Here is a 25477-nt window from a genome sequence, read left to right on the forward strand (position 1 = left end):
CCTAATGGCGGCAAGCCCAGCCAGTTGCCACAGTTCACTCTCAATGGCAATTGGCTGAAACAGATAGGCTTTTATGCCAGTCGGGCGGCTATAATCAACATTAAACGCGACCAGTTATCTATTAGTAGCTAAATCTATAGCTATAGACAATGTTAATTTAGATGATTTATCTTTAACCTTTTTCGAGTATTCTTTTAATGGTTTTATATTTACATCACTTATTGAATCATCTATTCGAGATAACTCAAACTCGATAACGAACTCACCATTAACCAATAAGGTATATATATCCTCAGCTTGTTCTATAACTTGGCTCAAGCAATAGACACTATCAATTTCTGAAAAATTTCGAACTAATAAATCATGTATCACATTATTTTCAATAATAATGTTCTCATATTTTTCTAACCGCTCCCGTATTAAGCTTTCCGTTCTAGAGCCTATTAGTCTCATTTAATCCTTCCTGGTGTTGTTGTGATCAAGTTACCCTTACCATCAGTTAAAATTGTCATAGTATTTGTTGGCTTACCGCTAAACTTATCAATACCTATACTTTTGTCAAGTGTAATAACTCGTTCATAACGAGGGCCATCTGCACTATCAATTTTCCGACTAATTGGCACTTTTGAGACATCTTTACTTTGAAGGATCGTTTTTACCTCAGACTGACTAATGGTAAATTGGCTAGCATTTTTATCGGAAAAATGTCGTTGGACAACATGCTCCCAGCCTTGCTTTGAATTGCCGTTTTGAACATTGATACGAGACTGAACAATAGGATGCTCTAATTCTGTCTTAGCAACTACCTTATCTGCACCGTTAGAGACCTTATATCCATTGGTGGTTGTTCCCGTCGTCCCTTTTCCAACTTTGGAACCCTTGGCATTAATCAACGCAGGTATTGTGGCCGCCATCGCTGTCGCTGTATCCTTGTCTATCCCCAGCGCTTCGAATTTCTGCTGCCATCCTAAATTGGCAACTGTCCCTTCCGCCTCCATACCAGAAGAGTAGACCGCCGACAGGTAATTCTTGAACTCGTTAGGTAGCTTATTATCTGCATCTAACTGCTTGATAGTTTTATCGAATATATCCCATTGCTCAACAAGATAGCCATAATCATCAGCACACTGCGCTGGCTGGCTGCTACAGAGTTCCAGCATTTCCTTCTGCTGCTTCAGGTTGGTTTCTACCATGTCCTGAATCACTTGCTGACAGACTGCACCTTCACAGGTTTTGGCTTTCTGCGCGAAGTTATCAAGCTGAGTCACACTCAGGAAGTTATTCTCCACCGCATTCTTGCCGGCCTGAGCCCCCGCCAAAGCATTCGCAGTGCTATCGCCCGTCACGCCGCCAGCTAAACCTGCTGCCAGCGTCGACAGCGCACTGAGACTCTGCTTCTGCTCCTCACTCAGTTTAGCAATTTTTTCCGGCGTGTCTGCACCATATAACTTCTCTGCCAGATAACGCGCGGCCAATTCACCACCAGCAGCCCCCGCAGCACCAGCGGCGGCCGAGTTGCCACTCACTTGTGCCGCTATCGCCCCCCACACCGCATGGGCAAGCGCGTTGGCCGTTTCATTCGTGCCGGTATACTTCTTGATTTGCTCTGCCGCGTACGGGCTCAAACCACCAGTAAGAGCCTGGGAGATATTTCCCCCTGCCAGGCCCTGCAACGCAGCCGTTACCGCCTGCGCCGCTTTCTGCAAGTCACTGCCCGTACCATACTGCTTCATGGCCTCTTTATACGCAGTGGTGTCTTTCAGGATGCTGACATACTGATCAATCTCTTCCTGCTTGGCATTTTTTCCCGGCTCCGGCGGCAGTTTCCCATCTTTCGCCAGATCGGCCTTCGCCGCATTCAGACCGTTTATCTCACCCTGCGTGCGGATGATATCCGCTGCCTGCCCACCGATCTCGCCGATCAGCTGCGCCTGTTTCAACCGGTTCTGCTCTTTCTCCTTGTCGAAGATTGGCGCAATGCTGCCGTTGGCATTCTCCGTATCCCGGCTCAGGTCGGCGACATTTTGTTGCTGGTTGTCCTTGTCACGGACAGTGATGTTACCTTCGCTCACCGCCGCCTGCGTGGTGCCGCTAGCATGGCCGCTGCCGTTCAGGCCCGATAGCATCCCGCCCGCCAGGTTGCCCTGGAACTCCTTACCACCAAAGTCGCCGCCGCCACTTATCCCAACCCCGACATGTTCGACGTTGTAGTCCGCCTTATTGTGCAGGTCACTGAAGCCCAACGTCCCGGTATCCAGGCTGTTTTTGTCCGCCGTGCCCGTTGAACTGATTACCGCGCCATCCAGTTGGGTATGCTCGCCGACCTTAACGTCAAAGCCGCCCTTGCCCGCAAAGATCCCAGTCTGCTCCTGCACCGAGTCGTAGTTGCTGTGCATTTTGTCCTGGCTCAGGTTCAGGTAGCCAGAGCCGCTCATCGAGCCCCAAGTGAAGCTGCCACCCGCACTGGCGTTCTGCTGCTTCATGTCGTAGAGATCGCTGTCCTGCTGGCTGGAGAGCGTCAGGTTGCGCCCGACGTCAACATCCACCTTGTCACCGCTGACCTGTGCACCGGCCAGGGTGGTATCGCGCCCACTGTTCATGGCCAGCGTCTTACCGCTGTCGATGGTTGTCTCTGTCCACTGCGTACCGGTGCCTTTCTCACTGCCTTTGCCAGCGTTGACGTTGGCGAACACCTTGATACCCGTGTCTTTACCCAGGCTCAGGCCGATACCGATTTCACCGCCGCTGCTCTTGTTACTCCCCGTCTGCTGCTGGGAATTAGCAGCCCCGGTAAGCAAGATGTCGCGAGAGGCATCGATGGTGGTATCGCCACCCGCCTTCAACTGGCTACCCGCAATCACCACATCGCCACTGTTGGCACCACTGCCTTTGCCGGTTGCGGTCACCGACAAATTATTACCCGCCGTCAACGTCGAACCGGTAACATTATCAGAGACCTGTTTTTGCGTGGATGACGACTTTTGGGCCCCCAGGGAAAGGCTGATACCAATCGCATTACCCGCATCGCCCTTGGTATTATCCAACACCGCGGCCTGCCCTGCCTGCACCCCAGACAACGCGGCTTTGGTGCCCTGCAAGGCAGCCAAACGGCCATCGCTTTCACTTTTGGCACTCTGCGCTGCCGCTATTGCTGAGTTGGCCGCTGCACCTGCTGCACCGGACAACGCCACCGTCAGGCCACTCTGCTTCTGCTCAAACCGCTCTTCTACCGTACGCAGGTCATGCCCCGGTTCGATAACGACGCTGTCGCCAGTAACGCTGAGATTTTTACCGGCAATCAGATCCGCACCGCCAATGTGTGCCTTGCCGCCCGCAACGATATTCACATCGCCACCGGTCGAGCCGATAGTGCTCACACTCTGGCTCTGCGTGGTACCGTCTTCGTTCACCTGATGGCGAGAGCTTGAGCTACCAATCGTCACCCCGATACCACCGGTGCCCATCAGCCCGCTCTTTTTCTTCTCATCCAACCGGTAGCTGGACTGCTCTTCCGTCGCCGCTACGATCTCGACGTTGTTACCTGCTTGCAGGTTTACTTTGCCGTCACCAACAACCGAAGACCCCTTCACCGTCAGATCGTTACCCGCAGACAGAGACACGTTATCGCCGCTCAGCAGCGTGCCTTTTTCCTGCGTGGCGTAATCTTCCCGCACCGTATGGGTGGTGGTCTTCGACAGGAACCCTTTCTTGGTCTTGGTTTCTTCGAAGAAGGAGTAGTCGCTTTCGGTGGCGCTGTTGAGCGTCAGATCGCGTCCGGCGCTTACCGCCACATCACCACTAGCCTGCACCTGTGCCGCATTCAAGGTGGCATCTCGATCGGCGCGAATGGTGGTGTTGCCCCCGCTGGCGATCTCCGTTCCTTGCTGGCGAATGGACTCATCTACCTGCTGGCGTTTACCTTCCTTGCTCTCGCGGTATTCGCTGGTTTGCTGGGTGTTGAGGTTCACGTCACGCCCGGCGTTCAGGTTGACGTTGTTGTCTGCCACCATCGCTGCGGCCTGCGAGTTCACATCCCGGCCTGCATCCAGCGTTAAATCGCCGCCGCTGGTGAGGGTGGAGCGCGTGGCATCGTTACTGCGCTGTTCGGTGCCGTTATCTTTCTGCCGGGTGCTCGCTTCCTGCGTTTGCAGGTTGATATCGCGCCCAGCCATCACGGTAGTATCAGTCTGGCTGCCAACCTGGCTGGCCTTCACGTTGACATCACGGCCTGCATCGACCGTCAGCGGTCCACCAGCGCTAATTTCGCTGCCCTGGCTGCTGTGAGTTTCGCTCTCTCTTACGTTCCGCCAGCTCTGATATTTATCGGCGCTGTAGGTGGTGTTGGCCAGGACGTTGATATCGCCCCCCGCCAGCAAGTCCATCGCACCACCGGAAGTCAATTTGGCTCCCAGGATATCGATGTTGTTGCCAGCGCTCAGGCTCAAGCTGTCCAAGGCCTGGATGGTGCCGATATCGCCGATTTCCGTGCGTGACAGCGACAGGCTTTGTGGCATCCAGCCCCCCAGAGAACCCTGGGTATTCCACTGATTCGTCAGCGTCTGGTTGATGATGCTGCCATCAAGGCTTTCCAACTGTACCGTTTTGCCGCTGATGATTGAGCCGATATTGTTGATATCGCCAATCGCGCTCAGTTGCAGGTTGCCACCCGCATTGAGCAGGCCAGCATTGAGATTGCTGATGCTGTTCTGGCTATCGAGCGTCAGCGCGTTCTGTGCGGTCAGCGTGCTGCCGCTGTTGGTGATATTACCGGCGGTGAGCGAGACGTTTTTCCCGGCAATCACGCTGCCGTTATTGATAGTCACATCTTTTGGTGACAGGTAGAGCTTCGGTACCATCACCGTCTGGCCATTGATGCTGGTCGCTTCCCACCACAAGATGCTGTGATCCAAAGAGGCGATCTGCTGCGCCGTCAACGAAACCCCAAACTTCAGCCCCAGAGACTGTTGTGCCCTGGCGGCGTTGTCCATCAGGGTTTGCATCTGCTCCAGGTCTGAACCTATCCCGTTCAGATAACGGCTGCCCGTCTGATTCAGCATGGCATTGCTGACGTAACGGGTATCAAAGGCCGCATCCCCCAGGAAACGGTAGTCGTAATCCGGGTGGAGGTTCAGGCGGTCAAGGAAATAGGAAGAGCCAATAAATTTGTCTTCTACCGTGAACTGTTCGTTGGTTTCACGCGGGCTCTGGCCTGGTTTGATCCCCAGCAATGCATAGAGTTCGCCAAACAGGCTCGGATCGAGTTGCCCCAGCCCGTTAAGTTTCGGGTTGGTGGTGATCAGATACGGGCTGTCCGGATCGGTGGATGCGACAAAATAGCCGTTCTCGCCCGTAGGCAGAGGATATGCACTGGTATCAACCGTTTTGCCTTGATACTGGTTTAAGGCCTTACCATCCGTGCCGATCAGGTCCTTCCCATCGGTGGTGGTGTTTTGTAACTTGGCTCCATCACCCAGATTGGCGTTACCCTGGTCACCTTCGCTGTATTTTCCTAACCCGGTGAGCTCAGGCGTAACGTTATCCAGGCCGCTGCCCCCGTTAATCTGTTGCAAGGCATTTTGCAGGCTGTCTTGCCATTCAGGCGAATTGACCGCCGCCTTATCACCGGCTGACAGCGCCTGTTTCTCTACGGCACCGCCGATAGTCTGTTGGCTCAGGGTACTGAGAGTAGGCGTAGCAAGGGTGTTGCTTACTCCACCCGCGTTAGCCAAGGTGTTGGTATTACTGATGTCATTAGCAAAGTTTGCCGAGACGTTACCGCCAGCCTGAATAACGGCGCGGTAGATTTCACCTTCTCCACGTTCATAGCGTACCTCGCCCGTCGCCGTGTAGACGATGTAGTTGGATGTAATCTCCCCTTTAGAAACGCTGGTTTCTGGTACCGGAACTGTGCTCAGGCCATAACCATACTGATACGTTTGATAGCGGGTTTCACTGCCCGAGAACCAGGATTGGTTATTCAGGTTACTCCCTGAAAGATAGGCATTGTTGTTGGCCAAAATATTGCTGGCCTGATTGTCCAGTTGGCCGGCATAAAGGCTGAGATCGCGCCCGGCCGCGATACGGGCTGCGCCACCGTTTGCCGTGACGGTGACCATCGAAACGCCAGAGGCAAACTCCTTAATCCGTTGATTAAGATAAGGCGTTGGCGTTGAACTGTAATACCTTGTCGGAGACGCTCCGTGGCCAGGGCTGCCGCCGCCGGATTCCCAAGACTTGATGACATAGCCGTAGTCGCCTTTGTTGAAGAAGGTTAACGGGATTTTGGCCTCAAAATCTGTCACCCAGGAATACTGCGGTGCGCTACTTTCAGAGCTAACCACACTCAGCCCATCACGCTGATTCAGCAAATGGGCGGTGTTAATGGTGAGATCACCATTTTGTGTCTCAATGGTGCCAGAGCTGTTCACCACCTCGGCGTTAGCATTGCCCGCCATATCACGCTGCATCCACAGGCTATTGCCCGCCAGGATGTCACCGCGCAGGTTTTTGATGCTGTTGGCCAGCAAGTACAGGTTGTTACCGGCATACAGCAAGGCGGTGTTAATCAGGCTGCCAGCCGCATTCAGCGTCATTGAGCCCAGCGTGCCGGTAAACCCGTCCACGGTGATATCGCTCTGGCTGTTCAGGGTCACGTCGCCCCCTGATTGCAGGGTTCCGGCCGCGTTCATGGCAATAGCACTGCCACTTAGGGTGCTGGCCCCACTTCCACCAGTGATTTGCCCATTGTTGGTCAAGATGCCGTACGCCGTGAGGTTGACGCTCTGCCCCTGCAGAGTGCCCTGGTTGGTCAACGCCCCTTGGCTGTTAAGGTTCAGGCTCTGGCCTGCGGCAATCACGTTCTGGTTGGTAAAGGCGTTCACCAGTTGCAGCGTCAGGTTGCCCAACGCCACGACCTGGCCACGTTGGTCAAAATCGCCACTGCTCAGCAGTAAATCGCCCCCGCTGAACATTTTTCCTGTCTCTTGAAGCGCCACCTGACCGGCATTGATGCCAAGCCCGGAGGTGCCAAGCAGCGTGCCACCGTTAGTCAGTTGCTGGGTATTCAACGCCAGGTTGCTTCCCTGGACCGTGCCCTGATTGTTCAGGCTACCTGCGGTCAACGTTCCCTGCCGTTCTGCCAGCAAGGTACCGCTGTTGTCCAACGCATCCGCATTCAGTAACAGGGAGCCTGCCTGCAACCAACCGGTGTTGGTAAATTGCGAGCCATAGAGTGACAGATCGGAGCCAGCAAGCAGGCTACCGTCATTACGCCCTGATATCGTCCCCTCAAACCGGGTGTCAGCACCGCTTTGCATCAGGCCGCTGTTGACCCAGTACGGCGAGGTAATGGTGAGTGCGTTCTGGCTGAGAAGGGTACCCGTAGCGTTATTGGTCAATCCACCGGTAAGGTTCAGCGTTAGACCTGTTTCACCTTGCACACGACCGCTGTTGGTTAGCGTACCGCTGTTAACCCACACGCCGTTCCCCTGGATACGCCCAAGGTTGGTGACCGAGGCCGCATCCAGTTTCAAGTCCCCCGCCGTCAGCAGGGTTTTATCTTGCTGCTGGGTGAAATCTCCGGTCAGCGCGACCGTCAGGCCGTCAACGCCGCTGATTTCGCCCTGATTATTCAGGGTGTCAGCGCGTAGGGTGAGATGTTTTGCCAGCCACTGCCCGGCGTTGGTCAACGACTGTGCCTGTAATACAGTTACACCATTGGCGGTAATTTTGCTGCCAGCCGTCGAATTCAGTGCCCCAGACAGAGCCATTTGCAGCGCATCCGCACTCTGGATTGCGCCACTGTTATTCAACGTCTGAGCATTCAGCAGGATCTGTTGTCCCTGCCAGCGGCCGTCATTGGTCACCGTACTGCCATTCACAGAAAGCGTTCCCTGCGTCAGAAGTGAGCCCTGGCTGCGGTTCACCAGCGTCAACAACGGGACGGAGAATGCCTGAATGCCTAACGTCAGCGACTGCAGTCCGATCAGCGTACCGGCGTTATTCACCAAGTTCTGCGTCAGGTTGAGGATGTTACCCTGTACGGCACCTTGGTTGTTCAACGTAGCGCCCGCCAAAGACAGACTTCCGTCGCTCAGGACGGCACCGTCATTGGTCAGCGTCTGCGCCTGTATTTCGCTGTTACCTTTGCTAAGCAGTGACCCTTCATTCACCAGTTCATCGGTGACGTTGACGGTCAGAGAATCGCTCCCCAGCAGGCTGCCACTGTTCATCCAGCTAGTGGCCGTGACGTGGGTTTGTCCACCCTGAACCAGCCCATCTGAGGTCAGTTGCCCGGCATTCAGCGACAACGCGCCCCCAGCCAACGTACGGCTTGACGTACCCAGCGTCAGCACATCACCGTGGGCATTCAACCACTCGCTACCTTGCCATAATCCCGTGTTATTCAGCGTGGCGGCATCCAGCGTCAACCGGTTGGCCACCAGCTTGCCGCTGTTGGTCAGATAGTCGCCGCTCAGGTTCAGCGTCCCCAGGCTGCCCATCTGCCCGCTGTTTTGCAGCGTGTTAGCCACGGTGCCAGTCAGGCCCGCAACCGCGTTTATCGATCCGCTGTTATCCAGGCTATCGACGCCAAAGGTCAGGCTATTCCCCTGCCAGGATCCGGCGTTGGTGACTGCGCCACCTTTGATTGCCAGCTCCCCCCCGCTCAGCAGTTGTGCACCGGCCAGCACGTTCAGCGCGGTGCTGTTCAGAGTCAGCCCGGCATTGCCCTGCATGATGCCGCTGTGAGTCACGGTGCCACTGTCCACCGCCAGCGTATTACCCGCCAACACCCCGGCATTGTTCACCGATTGGCTGCGGAAGGTGGCATTTTCACGGGCCACCAGTTGGCCGCCTTGCTGGTTTACCAAGGCACCCTGCACATTCAGGTTCAGGTTGTTCGCCAGGATGCTGCCCTGGTTGGTGAACTGCTGGCCGATGAGAGACAAATCATCGTTCACCTGCAATAGGCCAGCGTTCTCCAGTTGATCGAGCGCCAGCTCCAGCGCACCGCCGCTGACCAGCTTCGCGCTGGCAAGGTTACTGATATTCGGGATAGCCAGTTGCAGATGGCTGTTGCCCTGTAGCAGGCCGCTGTTGGTCAGCTGTGGCGCGGTCAATACCACCTTGTCTGCCGCCAGGGTGCCCTGGTTCAGAATATGGGCCGCCGTGAGGTCAAACCGATCCTGGCTCAGCAACAGGCCACTGTTGAGCATGTCACCGGTCAGGTCTGCCGTCAGGCGATCTTGCGCCTGGGCACTGCCACTGTTCTGCCAGGTCTGGGCTTTCACCGCCAGTTGTTGCCCCTGCAGAGCGCCCTGATTGAGCAACTGCTGGCCTTCAAGGCGTAACGCCCCGCTTGATAACATCTGGCCGGTGGCTGCGTTATTGAGATGAGTGCCGGAAAGTTGCAGGGATTGGCTACCCTGCACCAGCCCCTTGTTGATAACGTCGCCCACGACGGAGAGCACGGTGGCCGCCAGCCATCCCGCGTTGTCCACTGAGCCCGCAGAGACAGTCATCCCTTGCTGGCCGAGGATCTTCCCTTGGTTGGTCAACGTATTGGCGACTGTCAGGCTCGCCGTTTGTTCACTCAGCGCATTGCCGTTGTTAAGCCACTCTTGGGTGGACAGATCCAGTGTCTGGCCCTGAAGCAATCCGCTATTGGTCAGCGAATCTGCCCGTATTGTCAGTGCTCCGCCACTGAGTAAAACACCATCGAGCTGGTTGTCTAACGTGGAGGTGCCGATATTGAGCTGACGGCTGCCTTGCAGAGTCCCCGTATTGAACAGGGCCGTGGTATCCAAGGTCAGCGTCGTTGCGGCCAGCAGGCCGTCATTACTGAACTGAGGGGTGGCCAGCGCCAGCGAACCAGTCACGTTGACGGAGCCGTTTTGCTGGTTGCTGAACTGTTTGGCCAGTGACAAGACCATCATAGCCGCCTGCATCGTCCCGGCGTTGGTCAAGGTGTCTGCAATCAGGTTTAGCGAACCGCCGGTGAGTACACGCCCACGGTTGGTGACTTCCGTAGCCTTGATAGCCAGGGCGCTGTCGCCCTGCAACGTGCCGCTATTGGCGATGCTGTTGGTGTTCAGGGTCAGTTGATCGGCAGCCAGTTGCCCGGCATTGGACAACGCCATACCGTTCAGTGACAGCTTATCTTTCGCCAGCAGTAAACCGCTCTGCTGGTTATCGATCCGCTGGGTTTTGGCCGTCAGGTTCACGGCATTGATTTCACCGCTGTTGAGCAGTTGATCGCCACTGAGCACCAAATCCCGATCGGTGGTGATCAGTCCGGCGTTTTTCAGCGTCGGGATGGCCAGTGACAGGGCATTGGCCGTATACACGGTGCCGCCCTTCTGGTTGTCCATCAGGCGGGCGATAAGATCCAGGGTCTGGCTGCCTTGTAGCAAGCCGCTGTTGGTCAGCGTCTGGCTGTTGATCTTCAAGACAGGAGCGACCAGCGTACCCTGGTTGGTCAGGGTGTCCGCCTTCAGGGCCAGGGTTGCGGCATGGCTTTTACCACTGTGCAGCAGTGAGCCAGCCTCTACCGTTAATGCCCCTTTCGCCGTTTGGGTTCCCGCCAGCGTGGCTTGTTGGGCCTGGAGGGTGAGATTGCCCCCGCTTTGTATCTGGGCACCCGGCTGCGTGTTCAACGTCGTGCCATGCCAGGCCAGATCGCCACCCGCATTCCATTCCCCGCCTAACGTGGCGTTACCCGCGTTAACCGTGATCTTGCCTTGGCTGGTGGTGAGGGAATCTGCCGCCGTGCTCAGCGTATCGCTGTTGAGGGTTAACCCCGTCGCGCCAGAGAGCAGGCCGTTCTGCTGCAGCGTTCCAGCCCACAGCGTCATGCTGTCGTCACTCAGCAACTCGCCGTAGCGGCCATTTCGCAACGTATCGCTGACGGTAAGATCGGCTTTGCCTTTGGCACTCAAGGTGCCGTCTTGATCCAACGTCTGGCTGGTAAGGACCAGCGCCCCTCCACCCAGTATCTTGCCACTGTTGGTGAGAGACTGACCGCTCAACGACAGGTTGCCCTGGCTCTGAACTGTTCCACTATTCGCCAAGTTGGAAAGGGTGCTTTGTATCGCCCCATTGGCCGCCAGCGTGCCGCTGTTGACCAAGCTGGCACCGCTGAGGGTCAGGTTTTGCCCGGCAGTCACTTGCCCCTGCGTCATGCCGCTATTGAACAATGTCATGTCGACATGGCGGGCTGCATCAATCTGGCTGGAACTGTCCACCCGCGCGTCACGAGCCCGCAGGGTGACATCGTTGCCAGCGGTCAGCTTGCCGCTGCTCATCTGCAACGTACCGCCGCTGGTGAGAGCGATATTCTGGTCGCTAACCAGTGTTCCTCCCTGTTGAGTGAGGTCCCCCTGGCTGTTTAACGTGATGGACTGGCTGGCCTTGTGGTCGCCCGACATGCTGATACTTTGCCCTGTCGCCGTTAATGCACCGCCTTGCGCCAGCGAATTATTGAGCGTCAATTTACCGTTGGCATCCAGGGTGATATCCCCGGCACGGGCATTGAGGTTACCGAGGTTGACGCCGACGCCTTTGTCGCTGGAAACCAGATGGATACGGTTGGCATACATGCCCCCCAGCGCACCGGTATCGACCGCCACTTTTGGCGTTTCGCCTTGGCCCGCGATCGGGGTCGCATTACCCTGCGCATCCACACGGTTGGCACCCAACGTAATGGTGGCATCCTGGGCATACAGCTGTGCGTTGATCTCAGTGGCACGGGCAATCAGGGCAAATTTCCCGCTCTGGCTGGCATCCAGCCCTTTGCCCTGAATGCTGATGGCCCCTTGCGTCACTTCCAGCGCTTGCAGTTTGCCGTCTGGCCCTAACACCGGTTTACCGGTCGTCAGCGTCGCATTCGGGGTGTTGATGAAGCCGCAGCCGTCGCAGGTGATACCGTAAGGGTTGGCAACCATCACGTTGGCCTGCTTGCCCGCCACTTCCAGATAACCTTGCAGTTGGGAGCGGTTCGGGGCGACAACCTCGTTAATGATGCCTTGGGCTTCCTGCCCGGCTTTCAGGTTGGGGTTGTTCTGGATCAGGCCGCCAAGCTGGGTCTGATTGAGCTGCCCGGTGGCGTTGTTGAGGATCAGCCCCTCTTTGCCCACGTTGAATTCATTGTATTTATTATGGGAAATGCCCGCCTGATTAGGCGTAGCGATATTGACCACCGGCACGCCATTGCCAGCCTGATCGAGCCGGGTATTCCCTTCGGCGACGTTAACACCGTTCGCCAAGGCGGGCAGCAACGGCTGCCAAGCTAGCAAGCTGCACAGGGTATAGCTCAACCAACGCTGGCTGGCATGAATGGGCCGATCGTCTTTTTGCGTCATCCTTGAAACCTTTCCCTGTAAATTAAAGAACGATGTTAATACGGTAGTAAATCGACACCCGATCCGGCTCTAACCAACTCGGATGCGCCAGCGGCCAGCCCACGGTAAATTGGCTGCTGAAATAACGGTTACGGCTGCCCAGCCCCACCGCGCCGCCCCACAACGTGCCAGAAGCGTAGGCGTCCACGGAGTCGTGGCGCAGATAACCGCCATCTACGGCAGCCAATACGGAAATATTCCCCAGATACGGCAGGCTGAACGGCGACCAGTTGACCTCGTTACGCCAGTAGCCACCTTTGTCGCCGGAGAGATACTGTTCCTTGAAGCCACGCACCGAACTTTCGCCGCCGAGGGTCAGGCGCTCGCTGCCGTAAAGGCGATCGGGCGTCCACTGGCCGTACAGGCTGGTGAGGTAGTTCCAGTTCTGCGCCAACGGCAAGTAATAGCTGCCGGAGAGTGTGTATTTATTAAACTCCGCCTTGGGAGCCTCGCTGGCTTTACCGCTGTCATCTTCCGCGCCTAACCAGGGTACGCCACGGCTGTAGGAGGGGTTGAGCGTGGCAAAACCGCCCCACAGTTTTTGGCTATGGCTCACGCCCAGAGATACGCTGGTCAGTTTACGGCTGCTGCTGTCCAGCCGGGTGTCATTCAGATAGTTGCGGTTGATACGGTGGGTCAGGCCCAGCGCCAGGCCGGTTTTCATGTCACTGTTACGGAACAATACGCGCGAAACGTTGAAGCGATGGGTCTGGCTGTCGCCGGTGGATCGCCAGTCAAAGCCCTGATTGTCGATCGTCGAGAGGTAGTCGCTGTAGGAGTAGTTGTAATCCATCAGCCAGTAGCCATAAGGCAGGCTGACACCAGCCTGGACGCTGCGGGCGTCGTGATCGTTGGCGAAATCGCTGCTGCGCGCGCCGGTCACAAACCACTGATCCGCCAGCCCCAGCAGGTTATTGCCGGTCAATGAGCCGTTGATCTGTCCGGTGCCGGTACTTTTCTGCCCGCTGTTGTCAAAACCCAGCCCCAGCATCACCGGGAACTCGGGCTTGGCAGTCAAATTGACCACCGAATAGCCCGGTTGGCTGCCGGGCAGGATTTCAATCTGCACCGGTTGCTGGCGCAGGCGGTTGATCTGCTCCATGCCCTGTTCGATATCGCGCAGGTTCAGGATGTTGCCCACCAGGCCAGGGAACGCCATCTTCAGCATTCGGTCATCCCGTTGGTCCAGCAAGATCTTTTCCAACTGCCCTTCCAGCACCAGCAGCTTCAACTCCCCATGGGACAGGTCTTGCTCGGTCAGAAAAGCGCGGCTGGTGATATAGCCCCGTTCGATATACCAATCGGAAACCTGCTGCACCAGGGTGTTGATCTGGGTCAGATTCAGACAGCGTTGCAGATAGGGTTGCGTCAAGGCTTGCCGCGCACGGGCGGGCAGATGGCTGGCACCTTCAAGGCGAATGGTCGTAATGGTGAAGCACGGCCCGCCGGGGGCTGTGGCTGCTGGCGTTTGTGGCAGCACCGGCGTCAGGCTGCGTTGCAATTCCTGACGTTGTTGTTGGTTTTGCTGCAACAATTCACGTTGTTGCTGTTGGATAGTATCTCGATCCGCAGGGCTGAGCATATTGGCGCCAACAGCCGAACTGAGAGAAAGAAACAATAAGGATACTGCCAACCGCTGAGCTACTGAGTCCATTCAGATAAACCGCCTTAATGATTTTGCGGCATTCTAGCGACATAATTCGGCATCAGACAAGCAAGAGATCGTGACTTTACGGGACTTCGAGGCATCTGAATTGGCATAAATCTCAGAGTGAGGCGGGGTAAATGTTCTGAAATTGTTTTAATCCATTCACTTTATTTGCTGCATGCAAATTAAACAGTCAATTATGCCAAATAAACACAGATTTTTCTGGTTGAAAAAATAATCGGCAACAGTGTCCATTTTCTACGACAGATTAAGCTATCAATTAAGCCCTACCGTTAAGTGGGCGCAGCATGCGCGCCCACCAGGATAGGTTTGGTCACAGAATCTATTCTGAGCTTGATGCTCAGCTCGCTATCGGCTCTGAACCGCCCTTGTCCAACGGCTCTTCCGGTTCGGCTGGCAGCACCATATAGGTGCCCTCAAATACTGCACCTTCGTCATCGTCACCGAATAAATGTACCTCTGCCTGCACGCGCGCCCGGCGGCCACGCGCCAAACGGGCCAGATCGCCACTCAATGAGCTCAGATCGGCAACGGCTCTCGGCCTGCCGGTGATCGGTTTGCTGTAGCGAATGTGGGCGTCTGCCAGAATAATCGTGCCGCCCAGGTGACGCTCACGCAGCAGCAGCCAGATCAGCCCCCAGGCGGTCAGCGTTGCCAGGGAGAACAGGCTACCGGCAAACAGCGTATGGTGTGGATTCTGATTACCCACTTCCGGCATCGTGGTAACAAAGCGTTGGCCGGTATATTGGCTGATGCGCACGCCCATTTTTTCACTGAGCGGGATATGTTCATACCAGGCTTGTTGCAACTGCCCGCACCAGTCGGGGCGATGCAGAATATCGTCCAGCGTGGCCACGGGTTTGATCATCAGGTAATGGCGGATCGGCGTAGTTTGCGGCGCAGTGATTTCGCCCTGGTTGATAAAGCCCAGCTTGGCAAAGAAGTCCACCGCGTCCTCACGGGCGCTACACACCACCCGCTTCACTCCTTCCTGGCGCGCTACCGACTCAAGGGTCATTGCCACCAGAGTTCCCAGGCCTTTGTCCTGCACAGCTGGATCGACCGCCATAAAGCGGATAGCGGCTTCGTTATCGGCATTGATATACAGACGGCCAATCGCCACTATCCGGCCGTTCTCATCCACCACCATCTGATGGTGCGCCATGGCGTCGTAGGCATCCTTTTCCGAACCCACCGGCTGGTGTAATGGCTTGCGCAGCATCTCCCAGCGAAACTGGTAATAGTCTTTCAGTTCTTGTTCTGTAACGGGTACTCGTAGGTGATACATAGACGCCTTCTCTTGTGATCTTTAAACCTGCAGCCAGAACGTCACCGGGCCATCGTTCACCAATGCCACCTGCATATCGGCGGCAAACTCACCGGTCTGGGTTTCAATACCCCGTTCCTGGCACTGTCCAACAAAATAGCGGTATAGCCGATCGGCCTCCTGCGGCACCGCACCGTGCGAAAAACTTGGCCGCATGCCTTTCTGGGTATCGGCTACCAGGGTGAACTGCGACACTACCAACAGACTACCACCAGCCTGCTGAACGTTGAGATTCATCTTGTCATCCTCGTCGCCGAAGATGCGATACCCCAGCACCCGCTCACACAGGCGTTGGGCTTTTTGCTCGTTATCGTCCTGCTCAACGCCCAATAACACTAACAAACCGGGGCCAATCTTGCCTACTGTCTGACCTTCTACCGTAACGCTGGCGTTTAATACCCGTTGAATTAACGCAATCATAACGATCCTTCCTGCTCCTCTTTTTGCTGTTGTTCTGCTTTCTGCTGCTGGTAAAGGCGGTGCTCACCCAGCGTAACGGTGATTTCGGCGCCCAATAACACGATACACCAGCTCCAGTAGACCCATAAAAATAAAATCGGGATCACCGCCAGCACGCCGTAGATCAGCTGGTAGGAAGGGAACATGGTGACATACAGCGCAAAAGCTTTCTTACCCAGCTCGAACAACACCCCGGCCACCAGCGCCCCGATCAACGCATCTTTCGCAGGCACGCGTACCGTGGGCACCACGCTGTATAACAACCAGAAAGAGACCCAGGACAGGAGCAGCGGGAAGATGCGCAGCACCTCATCCACCAGGCTGTTAACGCCGCTTTGCGCTAACCAGTTTAGCGACAACAGATAGGAGCTGATCGCCATACTGGCCCCCACCAACAGCGGGCCGAGGGTTAGCACCATCCAGTAAACGGCAAAGGAAACCACGATTGGCCGCTGGTTCTTACTGCGCCAGATGGTGTTCAACACGCTATCCACCGAATAGATCAGCAGCAGCGCGGTGACGATCAGGCCGCAGATCCCCACGGCGGTCATCTTGCTGGAGTTGGCAACAAACTGCTCCAGATAACGTTGCAGCACGTTACCGGCGGCAGGCATAAAGTTGGAGAAAATAAAGCTTTTTAACTGCACGCTGATATCCGCAAACATCGGGAAAACGGCAAACAGCGCAAACACCACGGTGATCAGGGGCACCAGGGAAAGTAGCGAGACATAGGCCAGATGGCCCGCCAACATGGTCAGGCCATCCTCATCAATACGTTTAATCAGCAACCGCCCGAAGGTTATTCCGGGTTTGATCGACGATGGCAGCTTTTTGCGGCGGAAAAACGACATAGCTTTATCCTAAATGTCAGTCTGGACGCCTTAAGCTTAACGTACGCTGATCATTGAGCAAAATAAGCCGGCACAACCTGGCGATCGATGACGTGTACCGCCTTAATCCCCAGCGCTGCGGCCGCTTCTACGTTCGCCGCCACATCGTCAAAGAATACCGCCTGATCCGCCGGAGTGTTTTCCGCCTTCAGTACGTGCTGATAGATGTTGGCATCGGGTTTGCGCATGCCTAGATCCTGCGACAGATACATGTGGTCGGCCGCTTCAGCGACCTGAGGGTAATGCTGAGGCCAATAATTGCAGTGCAGACGGTTGGTATTCGATAACACCACCACGCGATGCCCTTCGTTGCGCAGACGGTGCATAATCTCGATCACTTCAGGGCGCAGGGCGACAAATACCGCCTGCCAGCCGGTGGCAAACTGCTCGAAGCTGAGCGCTATCCCCATCTCTTCACAGAGCTTGGCCGCAAAGTCTTCGTCGCTCATCTCGCCGCGCTCGTGCTGTTGGAATACCTCACCCATGCTAAAACGTTCGGACAACGTCGCCAGCGGTGTGCCGCTCAGGTTGCTCCACACGCCCAGTACACGTTTGAAATCGATATCGACAATCACATTACCTAAATCAAAGATATACAGCATAGTCCTCTCCCATGGGCCAGTGAGATTTCACTGTAACGGGAAAAGTTAAGGCTGAACAGGGAGCAGTGTGAAAAGCGCATGGCGCGCCGCAGAAAGGGGGAAAGACAGAGGAAAAAACTCAGGGCGCTGTGACACGCCCTAAGTATTGCGGATTAAATCGGCGAATTAAGCTTCTTTAGGACCGCGGTTGGCACGCTTACGATCGTTTTCCGTCAGGTGACGCTTACGGATACGGATCGAGATTGGCGTCACTTCTACCAGTTCGTCATCATCGATGAATTCCAGAGCTTGCTCCAGAGACATTTTGATGGCCGGAACCAGGGTAGTCGCTTCATCGGTACCCGATGCGCGCATGTTGGTCAGTTTCTTACCGGTCAGGCAGTTCACGGTCAGGTCGTTAGAACGTGAGTGGATACCGATGATCTGGCCTTCATACACTTCAGCACCGTGGCCCAGGAACAGCTTGCCGCGATCTTGCAGACCGTACAGAGCGAACGCTACCGCTTTGCCCTGGCCGTTAGAGATCAGCACGCCGTTCTGACGCTGGCCCACTTCGCCCGGACGCACATCGTCGTAGTGGCTGAAGGTGGAGTACAGCAGACCGGTACCAGAAGTCATGGTCATGAATTCGTTACGGAAACCGATCAGGCCACGGCTTGGGATCACGTAGTCAAGACGCACACGGCCCTTGCCATCTGGATCCATGTTTTTCAGGTCAGCTTTACGCTCACCCATCGCCTGCATCACAGAACCCTGGTGCTGTTCTTCGATATCCAGCGTCACGTTCTCGAACGGCTCTTGCTTGCGGCCATCGATTTCACGGAAGATAACTTTCGGACGGGAAACCGCCAGTTCAAAACCTTCACGACGCATGTTTTCGATCAGAACCGACAGGTGAAGCTCACCACGGCCTGAAACACGGAATGCGTCAGCATCTTCGGTTTCTTCAACGCGCAACGCCACGTTGTGTACCAATTCCTTGTTCAGACGCTCAAGGATTTGGCGTGAAGTCACGAACTTGCCTTCTTTACCACAGAACGGTGAGGTATTGACGTTAAAGAACATGCTTACGGTAGGTTCATCAACCGACAGTGCTGGCAACGCTTCAACCGCGTTCACATCACAAATGGTGTCGGAGATGTTCAGCTCGCCCAGGCCGGTGATGGCAACGATGTCGCCCGCTTCGGCAACGGTGGCTTCGATACGTTCCAGACCCATATGGGTCAGCACTTTACCGATTTTACCGTTACGGGTTTTGCCTTCGCTGTCGATCAGGGTGATCTGCTGGTTAGGCTTCACTTTACCACGCTTGATACGGCCGATGCCGATAACGCCCACGTAGTTGTTGTAGTCCAGCTGCGAGATCTGCATCTGGAAAGGTGCTTCCAGCTCAACCTGCGGCGCAGAGACGTGATCGACAATCGCCTGGTACAGCGGAGTCATGTCTTCGGCCATATCGTTATGGTCAAGACCAGCGATACCCATCAATGCGGATGCATAGATGATTGGGAAGTCGAGCTGTTCGTCGGTAGCGTCCAGGTTAACGAACAGGTCGAAGACCTGATCCACAACCCAGTCAGGACGCGCGCCAGGGCGGTCAACCTTGTTGATTACCACGATCGGTTTCAGACCATTAGCAAACGCTTTCTTGGTCACGAAACGGGTTTGCGGCATTGGGCCATCCATTGCATCCACAACCAGCAGCACCGAGTCGACCATTGACATCACGCGCTCTACCTCGCCGCCGAAGTCGGCGTGTCCTGGGGTGTCTACGATGTTGATGCGGTAGTCTTTCCAATTAATGGCGGTGTTTTTTGCGAGGATGGTAATCCCACGCTCTTTCTCCAAATCGTTGGAGTCCATTACGCGTTCTGTCGCTTCTGAACGCTCTCCGAAAGTACCGGATTGTTGCAGCAACTTGTCAACCAGGGTGGTCTTACCATGGTCAACGTGGGCAATAATGGCGATGTTACGCAAATTTTCGATCACAGCTTTGCCTCAGGCATTAGAAATAGCGCGCTATTGTACACGTATTAAGCGAGGTACTAAACAAGATCACAACACTCTCTTATAAACAACTGTGTACAGGCTAGTTTGTGATCCCTTTCACGGTGCAAAAAGCAGCAATCGATGATGTTTTGCACCATTCCAGTGCCCTACCGCAGGTTATTTGCACCACCATAGTGCATTGCATCGCTAATGGTGCATACTGGCAATGAGCAAAACCCGCACAAACCGGCGATTTTTTCGCTTTTTAAAAGTTGGCACAGTTTTCGCTTTAGTCTATACAAGGCAAAACAGGCCAGTTACACAGATTCGTTCCACGACGATGACAACGATAAATCCGGGAGAGTTAAGTATGTCCGCTGAACACGTTTTGACGATGCTGAATGAGCATGAAGTGAAATTCGTAGACCTGCGTTTCACTGACACCAAGGGTAAAGAACAACACGTCACCATCCCTGCTCATCAGGTAAATGCCGACTTCTTCGAAGAAGGTAAAATGTTTGACGGCTCCTCAATCGGTGGTTGGAAGGGCATCAACGAATCTGACATGGTCCTGATGCCAGACGCCAGCACGGCGGTTCTGGATCCGTTCTTCGAAGAGTCTACCCTGATCATTCGTTGTGACATCCTCGAGCCAGGCACCATGCAGGGCTACGATCGTGACCCACGCTCAATCTCCAAGCGTGCTGAAGACTTCCTGCGCTCTTCCGGCATCGCCGATACCGTGCTGTTCGGGCCAGAACCAGAGTTCTTCCTGTTTGACGACATTCGTTTCGGTAGCAGCATCCGTGGTTCTATGGTTGCTATTGATGATATCGAAGGTGCCTGGAACTCCAGCACCAAACTCGAAGGCGGCAACAAAGGCCACCGTCCAGCGGTCAAAGGCGGTTACTTCCCAGTGCCACCGGTCGACTCTTCACAGGACATCCGTTCTACCATGTGTCTGACCATGGAAGAAATGGGCCTGGTGGTTGAAGCTCACCACCACGAAGTGGCAACCGCAGGTCAGAACGAAGTGGCTACCCGCTTCAATACCATGACCAAGAAAGCCGACGAAATCCAAATCTACAAATACGTGGTTCACAACGTGGCTCACGCATTTGGCAAAACCGCGACCTTCATGCCAAAACCGATGTTCGGCGATAACGGCTCAGGTATGCACTGCCACATGTCACTGTCCAAGAACGGTACCAACCTGTTCGCTGGCGACAAGTACGGCGGCCTGTCTGAAATGGCGCTGTTCTACATTGGCGGCATCATCAAACACGCTAAAGCGATCAACGCCCTGGCCAACCCGACCACCAACTCCTACAAGCGTCTGGTCCCAGGTTACGAAGCGCCGGTTATGCTGGCTTACTCTGCCCGTAACCGCTCTGCGTCTATCCGTATCCCAGTGGTTGCCAGCCCGAAAGCGCGCCGTATCGAAGCTCGTTTCCCGGACCCAGCGGCTAACCCATACCTGTGCTTCGCTGCACTGCTGATGGCTGGCCTGGACGGCGTGATCAACAAGATCCACCCTGGCGATGCCATGGATAAAAACCTGTATGACCTGCCGCCGGAAGAAGAAGCTGAAATTCCAAAAGTGGCTGGCTCACTGGATGAAGCAATGGCCGCACTGAACGAAGACCGTGAATTCCTGACCCGCGGTGGCGTATTCACCGACGACGCGATCGATGCCTACATCGAACTGCGTAAAGAAGAGATGGATCGCGTGCGCATGACGCCACACCCAGTTGAGTTCGAACTGTATTACAGCGTTTAAGTCATACCCGCGCTGTCTACGGATGGGGCGTCCTAAGTATTAGTAGCCGTTTTTTTGTTGCCGTGGAAACTTTTAGCCCATCTTCGGATGGGCTTTTTTCTCCACCGTATATTCTGCAAAACTATTTCATACCGTGATGGTTGCGGATGGAGTAGGATGGATGCACTAAAAAGGTGCAGGAGACTGCTGTATGGCAACCGGCAAGCTGCCCGATGCTGGGCAGATCCTCAATTCTCTCATCAACAGCATTTTGCTGTTGGATGACACACTGGCGATCCACTACGCCAACCCGGCGGCACAACAGCTGCTGGCACAGAGTTCTCGTAAACTTTTCGGTACACCGCTGCCCGATTTACTTGGCTATTTTTCGCTGAATATCGATCTGATGCGCGAAAGCCTGCATGCCGGCCAGGGCTTTACCGATAACGAAGTGACCCTGGTGGTCGACAGCCGCGCCCATATCCTCTCCCTGACCGCTCAGGCGCTGCCAGATGGCTTTATTCTGCTTGAGCTGGCCCCAATGGACAATCAGCGTCGCCTCAGCCAGGAGCAGTTACAGCACGCCCAACAGGTTGCGGCTCGCGATCTGGTGCGCGGCCTGGCGCATGAAATCAAAAATCCGCTCGGCGGTTTGCGGGGTGCCGCGCAGTTGCTGGCCAAAGCTTTGCCAGACCCTTCGCTGACGGAATACACCAAGGTGATCATCGAACAGGCCGATCGGCTGCGTAATCTGGTAGATCGCCTGCTAGGGCCACAGCGCCCCGGCCAACATATTACCCAGAGTATCCATCAGGTAGCGGAACGGGTCTTCCAACTGGTGTCGTTGGAGAAACCCGATAACGTCACGCTGGTGCGTGATTACGACCCTAGCCTGCCGGAACTGGCGCACGATCCCGATCAAATCGAGCAAGTATTGCTCAATATCACCCGCAACGCGCTGCAGGCGCTGAGCGAAACCGGTGGCACCATCACGCTGCGCACGCGTACCGCGTTTCAGATCACCCTGCACGGCACCCGCTACCGGCTGGCGGCACGGATCGATGTTGAGGATGACGGCCCGGGCGTACCGGCCCAGTTGCAAGACACTCTGTTCTACCCAATGGTCAGCGGCCGCGAAGGCGGTACCGGCCTGGGGTTATCCATCGCCCGTAATCTAATCGATCAGCATTGCGGAAAAATTGAATTTAACAGTTGGCCAGGTCACACCGAATTCTCGGTTTTCCTGCCTATTCGCCAGTGAGGTTTGTGCTATGCAACGAGGGATAGTCTGGATCGTCGATGACGATAGCTCCATCCGCTGGGTGCTAGAGCGTGCGCTCACCGGAGCCGGGGTGAACAGCGTCACCTTCGACAGCGGCAATGCCGTGTTGGAAGCATTGGCCACGCAAACTCCCGACGTGCTGCTATCAGATATCCGCATGCCGGGTATGGATGGCCTGGCGCTGCTCAAGCAGATCAAACAGCGTCACCCGATGCTCCCGGTCATCATAATGACGGCACATTCGGATCTGGACGCGGCGGTTAGCGCCTATCAACAAGGGGCATTCGATTACCTGCCAAAACCCTTTGATATTGATGAGGCCGTTGCTCTGGTAGAACGTGCCATCAGCCACTATCAAGAGCAGCAGCAACCCGCTCGCAGCCAGCCTGCCAACGATCCTGTCGCCGATATTATTGGTGAGGCCCCGGCAATGCAGGATGTGTTCCGCATTATCGGCCGCCTGTCACGTTCCTCCATCAGCGTGCTGATCAACGGGGAGTCGGGAACTGGGAAAGAGCTGGTCGCCCATGCGTTGCATCGCCACAGCCCACGCGTCAAATCTCCGTTTATCGCCCTGAACATGGCCGCGATCCCCAAAGACCTGATCGAATCTGAACTGTTCGGCCATGAGAAAGGGGCGTTTACCGGCGCCAATCAGATCCGTCAGGGCCGTTTTGAACAGGCCGACGGTGGTACGCTGTTCCTGGATGAAATCGGGGATATGCCGCTGGATGTGCAAACCCGCTTGCTGCGCGTATTGGCGGATGGTCAGTTCTATCGCGTGGGTGGCTATGCGCCGGTAAAGGTAGACGTGCGTATCATTGCCGCCACGCACCAGAACCTGGAGTTGCGCGTTCAGGAGGGCAAATTCCGTGAAGATCTGTTCCACCGCCTGAACGTGATCCGCGTACATCTGCCGCCGCTGCGTGAACGCCGTGAGGATATTCCGCGCCTGGCGCGCTATTTCCTTCAGGTGGCTGCGAAAGAGTTGGGTGTGGAGGCGAAGAACCTGCATCCGGAAACCGAAACCGCCCTCACTCGCCTGCCGTGGCCAGGCAACGTACGCCAGTTGGAAAACACCTGCCGCTGGCTGACCGTGATGGCCGCCGGGCAAGAAGTGCTGATCCAGGATCTGCCCTCAGAGCTGTTTGAAACCGCCGCGCCGCAAGCCAGTAGCCACGGCTTACCGGACAGTTGGGCCACGTTGTTGGCACAGTGGGCCGACCGCGCGTTACGTTCCGGTCATCAAAACCTGTTGTCCGAAGCTCAGCCGGAAATGGAGCGCACTTTGCTCACCACCGCGCTACGGCATACCCAGGGGCACAAGCAGGAAGCTGCCCGCCTGTTGGGATGGGGCCGGAATACCTTAACGCGTAAGCTGAAAGAATTAGGGATGGAGTAAGAGAGGGGGCGCTAGATGATTAAAAATACAATCCAGCGCACAAAAAACCAGCGATTTAAGGCTTTTACCGGATATGCGACAGCAGTATGATCGAAACGCAAACTCAGGAGGCTTTTGATGCTGGATACACTCATCGTCTTTCTTACCCAAGGCGCAGACGTCGGCTCTGCCGTCAGCCATTCACCGCAGGCGGCCGTTGCCACGGTGCTGTGCGCCGCACTGATCAATTTCTTCAGTTAACAGGGCGCAGCACGCTGCGCCCCTACACATCCACCTTGGTGTTGGCGTCAGATAACCCGGGAAAACTGTTGGGCGCGGGCCTGTTTACGCAGGTAGATATCGAAGCACATGCAAATATTACGGATCAGCAAGCGCCCACGAGGCGTGACGCGAATGCCATGCTCATCGCGCTCCACCAGCCCGTCACGTTCGAACGGCGCCAGTAATTCCAGATCGGCGGCAAAGTAATCCGCAAACGCAATGCCGTATTGCTGCTCAATCGGTTGATAGGCCAGTTGGAAATTACAGATTAGCGTCTTGATCACATCACGACGCAGGCAGTCATCTTCCGTCATCGCCAGGCCACGCCACAAGGCGTTCCCCTGCTCTTCCACGTTAGCGTAATACACCTTCAGCTCTTTCTGGTTCTGCGCGTAGCTGTCACCCAGCATGCTGATGGCAGAAACCCCCAGGCCCAGCAGATCGCTGTCCCCTTGGGTGGTATAACCCTGGAAATTGCGGTGCAGTTTGCCTTCGCGCTGGGCAATGGCCAGCTCATCGTTCGGCCGGGCAAAATGGTCCATACCGATAAACTGATAGCCCGACTCCGTTAGCGAAGCGATGGTTTGCTGCAGAATATCGAGTTTCTGCTGGGCGCTAGGTAGATCGGCGTCCTTGATTTTACGTTGGGCAGCAAACAGGTTCGGCATATGGGCGTAGTTAAATACGCTCAGGCGATCCGGGTTCAGCTCCGCCACCCGTTGCAGGGTGAAGGCAAAACTCTCTGGCGTCTGCTTCGGCAGGCCGTAAATCAGATCGATATTGGTCGAGTTGAAGCCAAGCGCTTTAGCCCGGGCGATCAGGGCAAAAATGAACTCTTCATCCTGCTCGCGGTTAACCAGACGCTGCACTTCTTTATTGAAGTCCTGCACTCCCATGCTGAGGCGGTTGAAGCCTTCGGCACGCAGGTGGTCCAGCACGTCCAGCTCGATTTCACGCGGGTCAACTTCGATCGACATCTCCATTGCTGGCTGGAAATCAAAGTGCTGGCGTAGCATGGCGACCAGCCGACTGATTTGCTGCTTATCCAGATAGGTTGGCGTACCGCCGCCCCAATGCAGTTGGCTGACCTTGCGGCCGGCAAACAGAGGGGCACGAGCGATGATTTCCCGCTCCAACACGGCCAGGTATTCATCGGCCTTGTGAGTCTGGCGTGTGACCAGCTTATTGCAGCCGCAGAAATAGCAGAGCTTATGACAGAAGGGAATATGGACATACAGCGACAGCGGGCGCTCAGGGTAGCGCGTAGCCGCGCGTTGGAACGCAGCTTCGTCATAGCCCTGGTTAAACTCCAGCGCCGTGGGGTATGAAGTATAACGCGGGCCTGAATAGTTATATTTTTGGATCAGGGCCAAATCCCAGACAATGGTCTGTTCTGACATGCTTGCTCACTCCTTCCGATATTTTTTCCTACCGGGCCG

General features: G+C 55.5%; 13 protein-coding genes. 4 read left to right on the forward strand and 9 right to left on the reverse strand.

The window, feature by feature from the left end; translation table 11 throughout:
• Window positions 1-114: 114 nt before the first annotated feature.
• The 8 genes from KGP21_RS28465 to typA all read right to left on the reverse strand — a co-directional run bounded on the left by KGP21_RS28465 (window position 115) and on the right by typA (window position 19334).
• Window positions 115-453 (reverse strand): hypothetical protein, encoded by a 339-nt coding sequence (locus KGP21_RS28465; protein WP_094981543.1) that lies wholly within the window; start codon window positions 451-453, stop codon window positions 115-117.
• Window positions 450-12359, reverse strand: a complete 11910-nt coding sequence (locus KGP21_RS28470) for a hemagglutinin repeat-containing protein (RefSeq protein ID WP_223536722.1) — start codon at window positions 12357-12359, stop codon at window positions 450-452. Before KGP21_RS28470 ends, KGP21_RS28465 begins: the two co-directional genes overlap by 4 nt.
• A 22-nt stretch (window positions 12360-12381) precedes the next feature.
• Window positions 12382-14052, reverse strand: a complete 1671-nt coding sequence (locus KGP21_RS28475; protein ID WP_223536724.1) for a ShlB/FhaC/HecB family hemolysin secretion/activation protein — start codon at window positions 14050-14052, stop codon at window positions 12382-12384.
• 355 nt (window positions 14053-14407) lie between these two features.
• Complete coding sequence (gene fabY / locus KGP21_RS28480) at window positions 14408-15355, reverse strand: fatty acid biosynthesis protein FabY (RefSeq protein ID WP_059199305.1); 948 nt, start codon at window positions 15353-15355, stop codon at window positions 14408-14410.
• 21 nt (window positions 15356-15376) lie between these two features.
• Window positions 15377-15814: a D-aminoacyl-tRNA deacylase gene (dtd, locus tag KGP21_RS28485; RefSeq protein WP_223536726.1), complete on the reverse strand. Its 438-nt coding sequence runs from the start codon at window positions 15812-15814 to the stop codon at window positions 15377-15379.
• Window positions 15811-16704 (reverse strand): virulence factor BrkB family protein, encoded by an 894-nt coding sequence (locus KGP21_RS28490; RefSeq protein ID WP_179247296.1) that lies wholly within the window; start codon window positions 16702-16704, stop codon window positions 15811-15813. Before KGP21_RS28490 ends, dtd begins: the two co-directional genes overlap by 4 nt.
• A gap of 50 nt (window positions 16705-16754) precedes the next feature.
• Window positions 16755-17345: a glucose-1-phosphatase gene (yihX, locus tag KGP21_RS28495; protein WP_115159573.1), complete on the reverse strand. Its 591-nt coding sequence runs from the start codon at window positions 17343-17345 to the stop codon at window positions 16755-16757.
• Between the two features lie 165 nt (window positions 17346-17510).
• Window positions 17511-19334, reverse strand: a complete 1824-nt coding sequence (gene typA, locus KGP21_RS28500; RefSeq protein ID WP_059199303.1) for a ribosome-dependent GTPase TypA — start codon at window positions 19332-19334, stop codon at window positions 17511-17513.
• Between the two features lie 370 nt (window positions 19335-19704).
• Between typA and glnA the strand changes: the two genes are divergently transcribed.
• The 4 genes from glnA (at window position 19705) to KGP21_RS28520 (ending at window position 24017) form a co-directional block, all read left to right on the forward strand.
• Window positions 19705-21114, forward strand: a complete 1410-nt coding sequence (gene glnA, locus KGP21_RS28505) for a glutamate--ammonia ligase (RefSeq protein WP_024482962.1) — start codon at window positions 19705-19707, stop codon at window positions 21112-21114.
• 190 nt (window positions 21115-21304) lie between these two features.
• On the forward strand, window positions 21305-22354 hold the full coding sequence (glnL, locus tag KGP21_RS28510; RefSeq protein ID WP_065683705.1) for a nitrogen regulation protein NR(II): 1050 nt from the start codon (window positions 21305-21307) through the stop codon (window positions 22352-22354).
• 10 nt (window positions 22355-22364) lie between these two features.
• Window positions 22365-23777, forward strand: a complete 1413-nt coding sequence (glnG, locus tag KGP21_RS28515; RefSeq protein ID WP_024527821.1) for a nitrogen regulation protein NR(I) — start codon at window positions 22365-22367, stop codon at window positions 23775-23777.
• A 117-nt stretch (window positions 23778-23894) separates the two neighbouring features.
• Window positions 23895-24017, forward strand: a complete 123-nt coding sequence (locus KGP21_RS28520; protein ID WP_137751101.1) for a YshB family small membrane protein — start codon at window positions 23895-23897, stop codon at window positions 24015-24017.
• 47 nt (window positions 24018-24064) lie between these two features.
• Here the strand turns inward: KGP21_RS28520 and hemN are convergent, their stop codons facing one another.
• Window positions 24065-25438 (reverse strand): oxygen-independent coproporphyrinogen III oxidase, encoded by a 1374-nt coding sequence (hemN, locus tag KGP21_RS28525; protein ID WP_094983256.1) that lies wholly within the window; start codon window positions 25436-25438, stop codon window positions 24065-24067.
• Between the last annotated feature and the right edge of the window lie 39 nt (window positions 25439-25477).

This window comes from Serratia sp. JSRIV004 (assembly GCF_019968705.1).
GTDB lineage: Bacteria > Pseudomonadota > Gammaproteobacteria > Enterobacterales > Enterobacteriaceae > Chania > Chania fonticola_B.

What these genes read in the sequence shown, in the direction of transcription:
- yihX (WP_115159573.1), bottom strand. Translation starts at nt 17,345, where the DNA reads ATGCTGTATATCTTTGATTTAGGTAATGTGATTGTCGATATCGATTTC.
- glnL (WP_065683705.1), top strand. Translation starts at nt 21,305, where the DNA reads ATGGCAACCGGCAAGCTGCCCGATGCTGGGCAGATCCTCAATTCTCTC.
- dtd (WP_223536726.1), bottom strand. Translation starts at nt 15,814, where the DNA reads ATGATTGCGTTAATTCAACGGGTATTAAACGCCAGCGTTACGGTAGAA.
- KGP21_RS28520 (WP_137751101.1), top strand. Translation starts at nt 23,895, where the DNA reads ATGCTGGATACACTCATCGTCTTTCTTACCCAAGGCGCAGACGTCGGC.
- KGP21_RS28470 (WP_223536722.1), bottom strand. Translation starts at nt 12,359, where the DNA reads ATGACGCAAAAAGACGATCGGCCCATTCATGCCAGCCAGCGTTGGTTG.
- fabY (WP_059199305.1), bottom strand. Translation starts at nt 15,355, where the DNA reads ATGTATCACCTACGAGTACCCGTTACAGAACAAGAACTGAAAGACTAT.
- KGP21_RS28490 (WP_179247296.1), bottom strand. Translation starts at nt 16,704, where the DNA reads ATGTCGTTTTTCCGCCGCAAAAAGCTGCCATCGTCGATCAAACCCGGA.
- glnA (WP_024482962.1), top strand. Translation starts at nt 19,705, where the DNA reads ATGTCCGCTGAACACGTTTTGACGATGCTGAATGAGCATGAAGTGAAA.
- glnG (WP_024527821.1), top strand. Translation starts at nt 22,365, where the DNA reads ATGCAACGAGGGATAGTCTGGATCGTCGATGACGATAGCTCCATCCGC.
- hemN (WP_094983256.1), bottom strand. Translation starts at nt 25,438, where the DNA reads ATGTCAGAACAGACCATTGTCTGGGATTTGGCCCTGATCCAAAAATAT.
- KGP21_RS28475 (WP_223536724.1), bottom strand. Translation starts at nt 14,052, where the DNA reads ATGGACTCAGTAGCTCAGCGGTTGGCAGTATCCTTATTGTTTCTTTCT.
- KGP21_RS28465 (WP_094981543.1), bottom strand. Translation starts at nt 453, where the DNA reads ATGAGACTAATAGGCTCTAGAACGGAAAGCTTAATACGGGAGCGGTTA.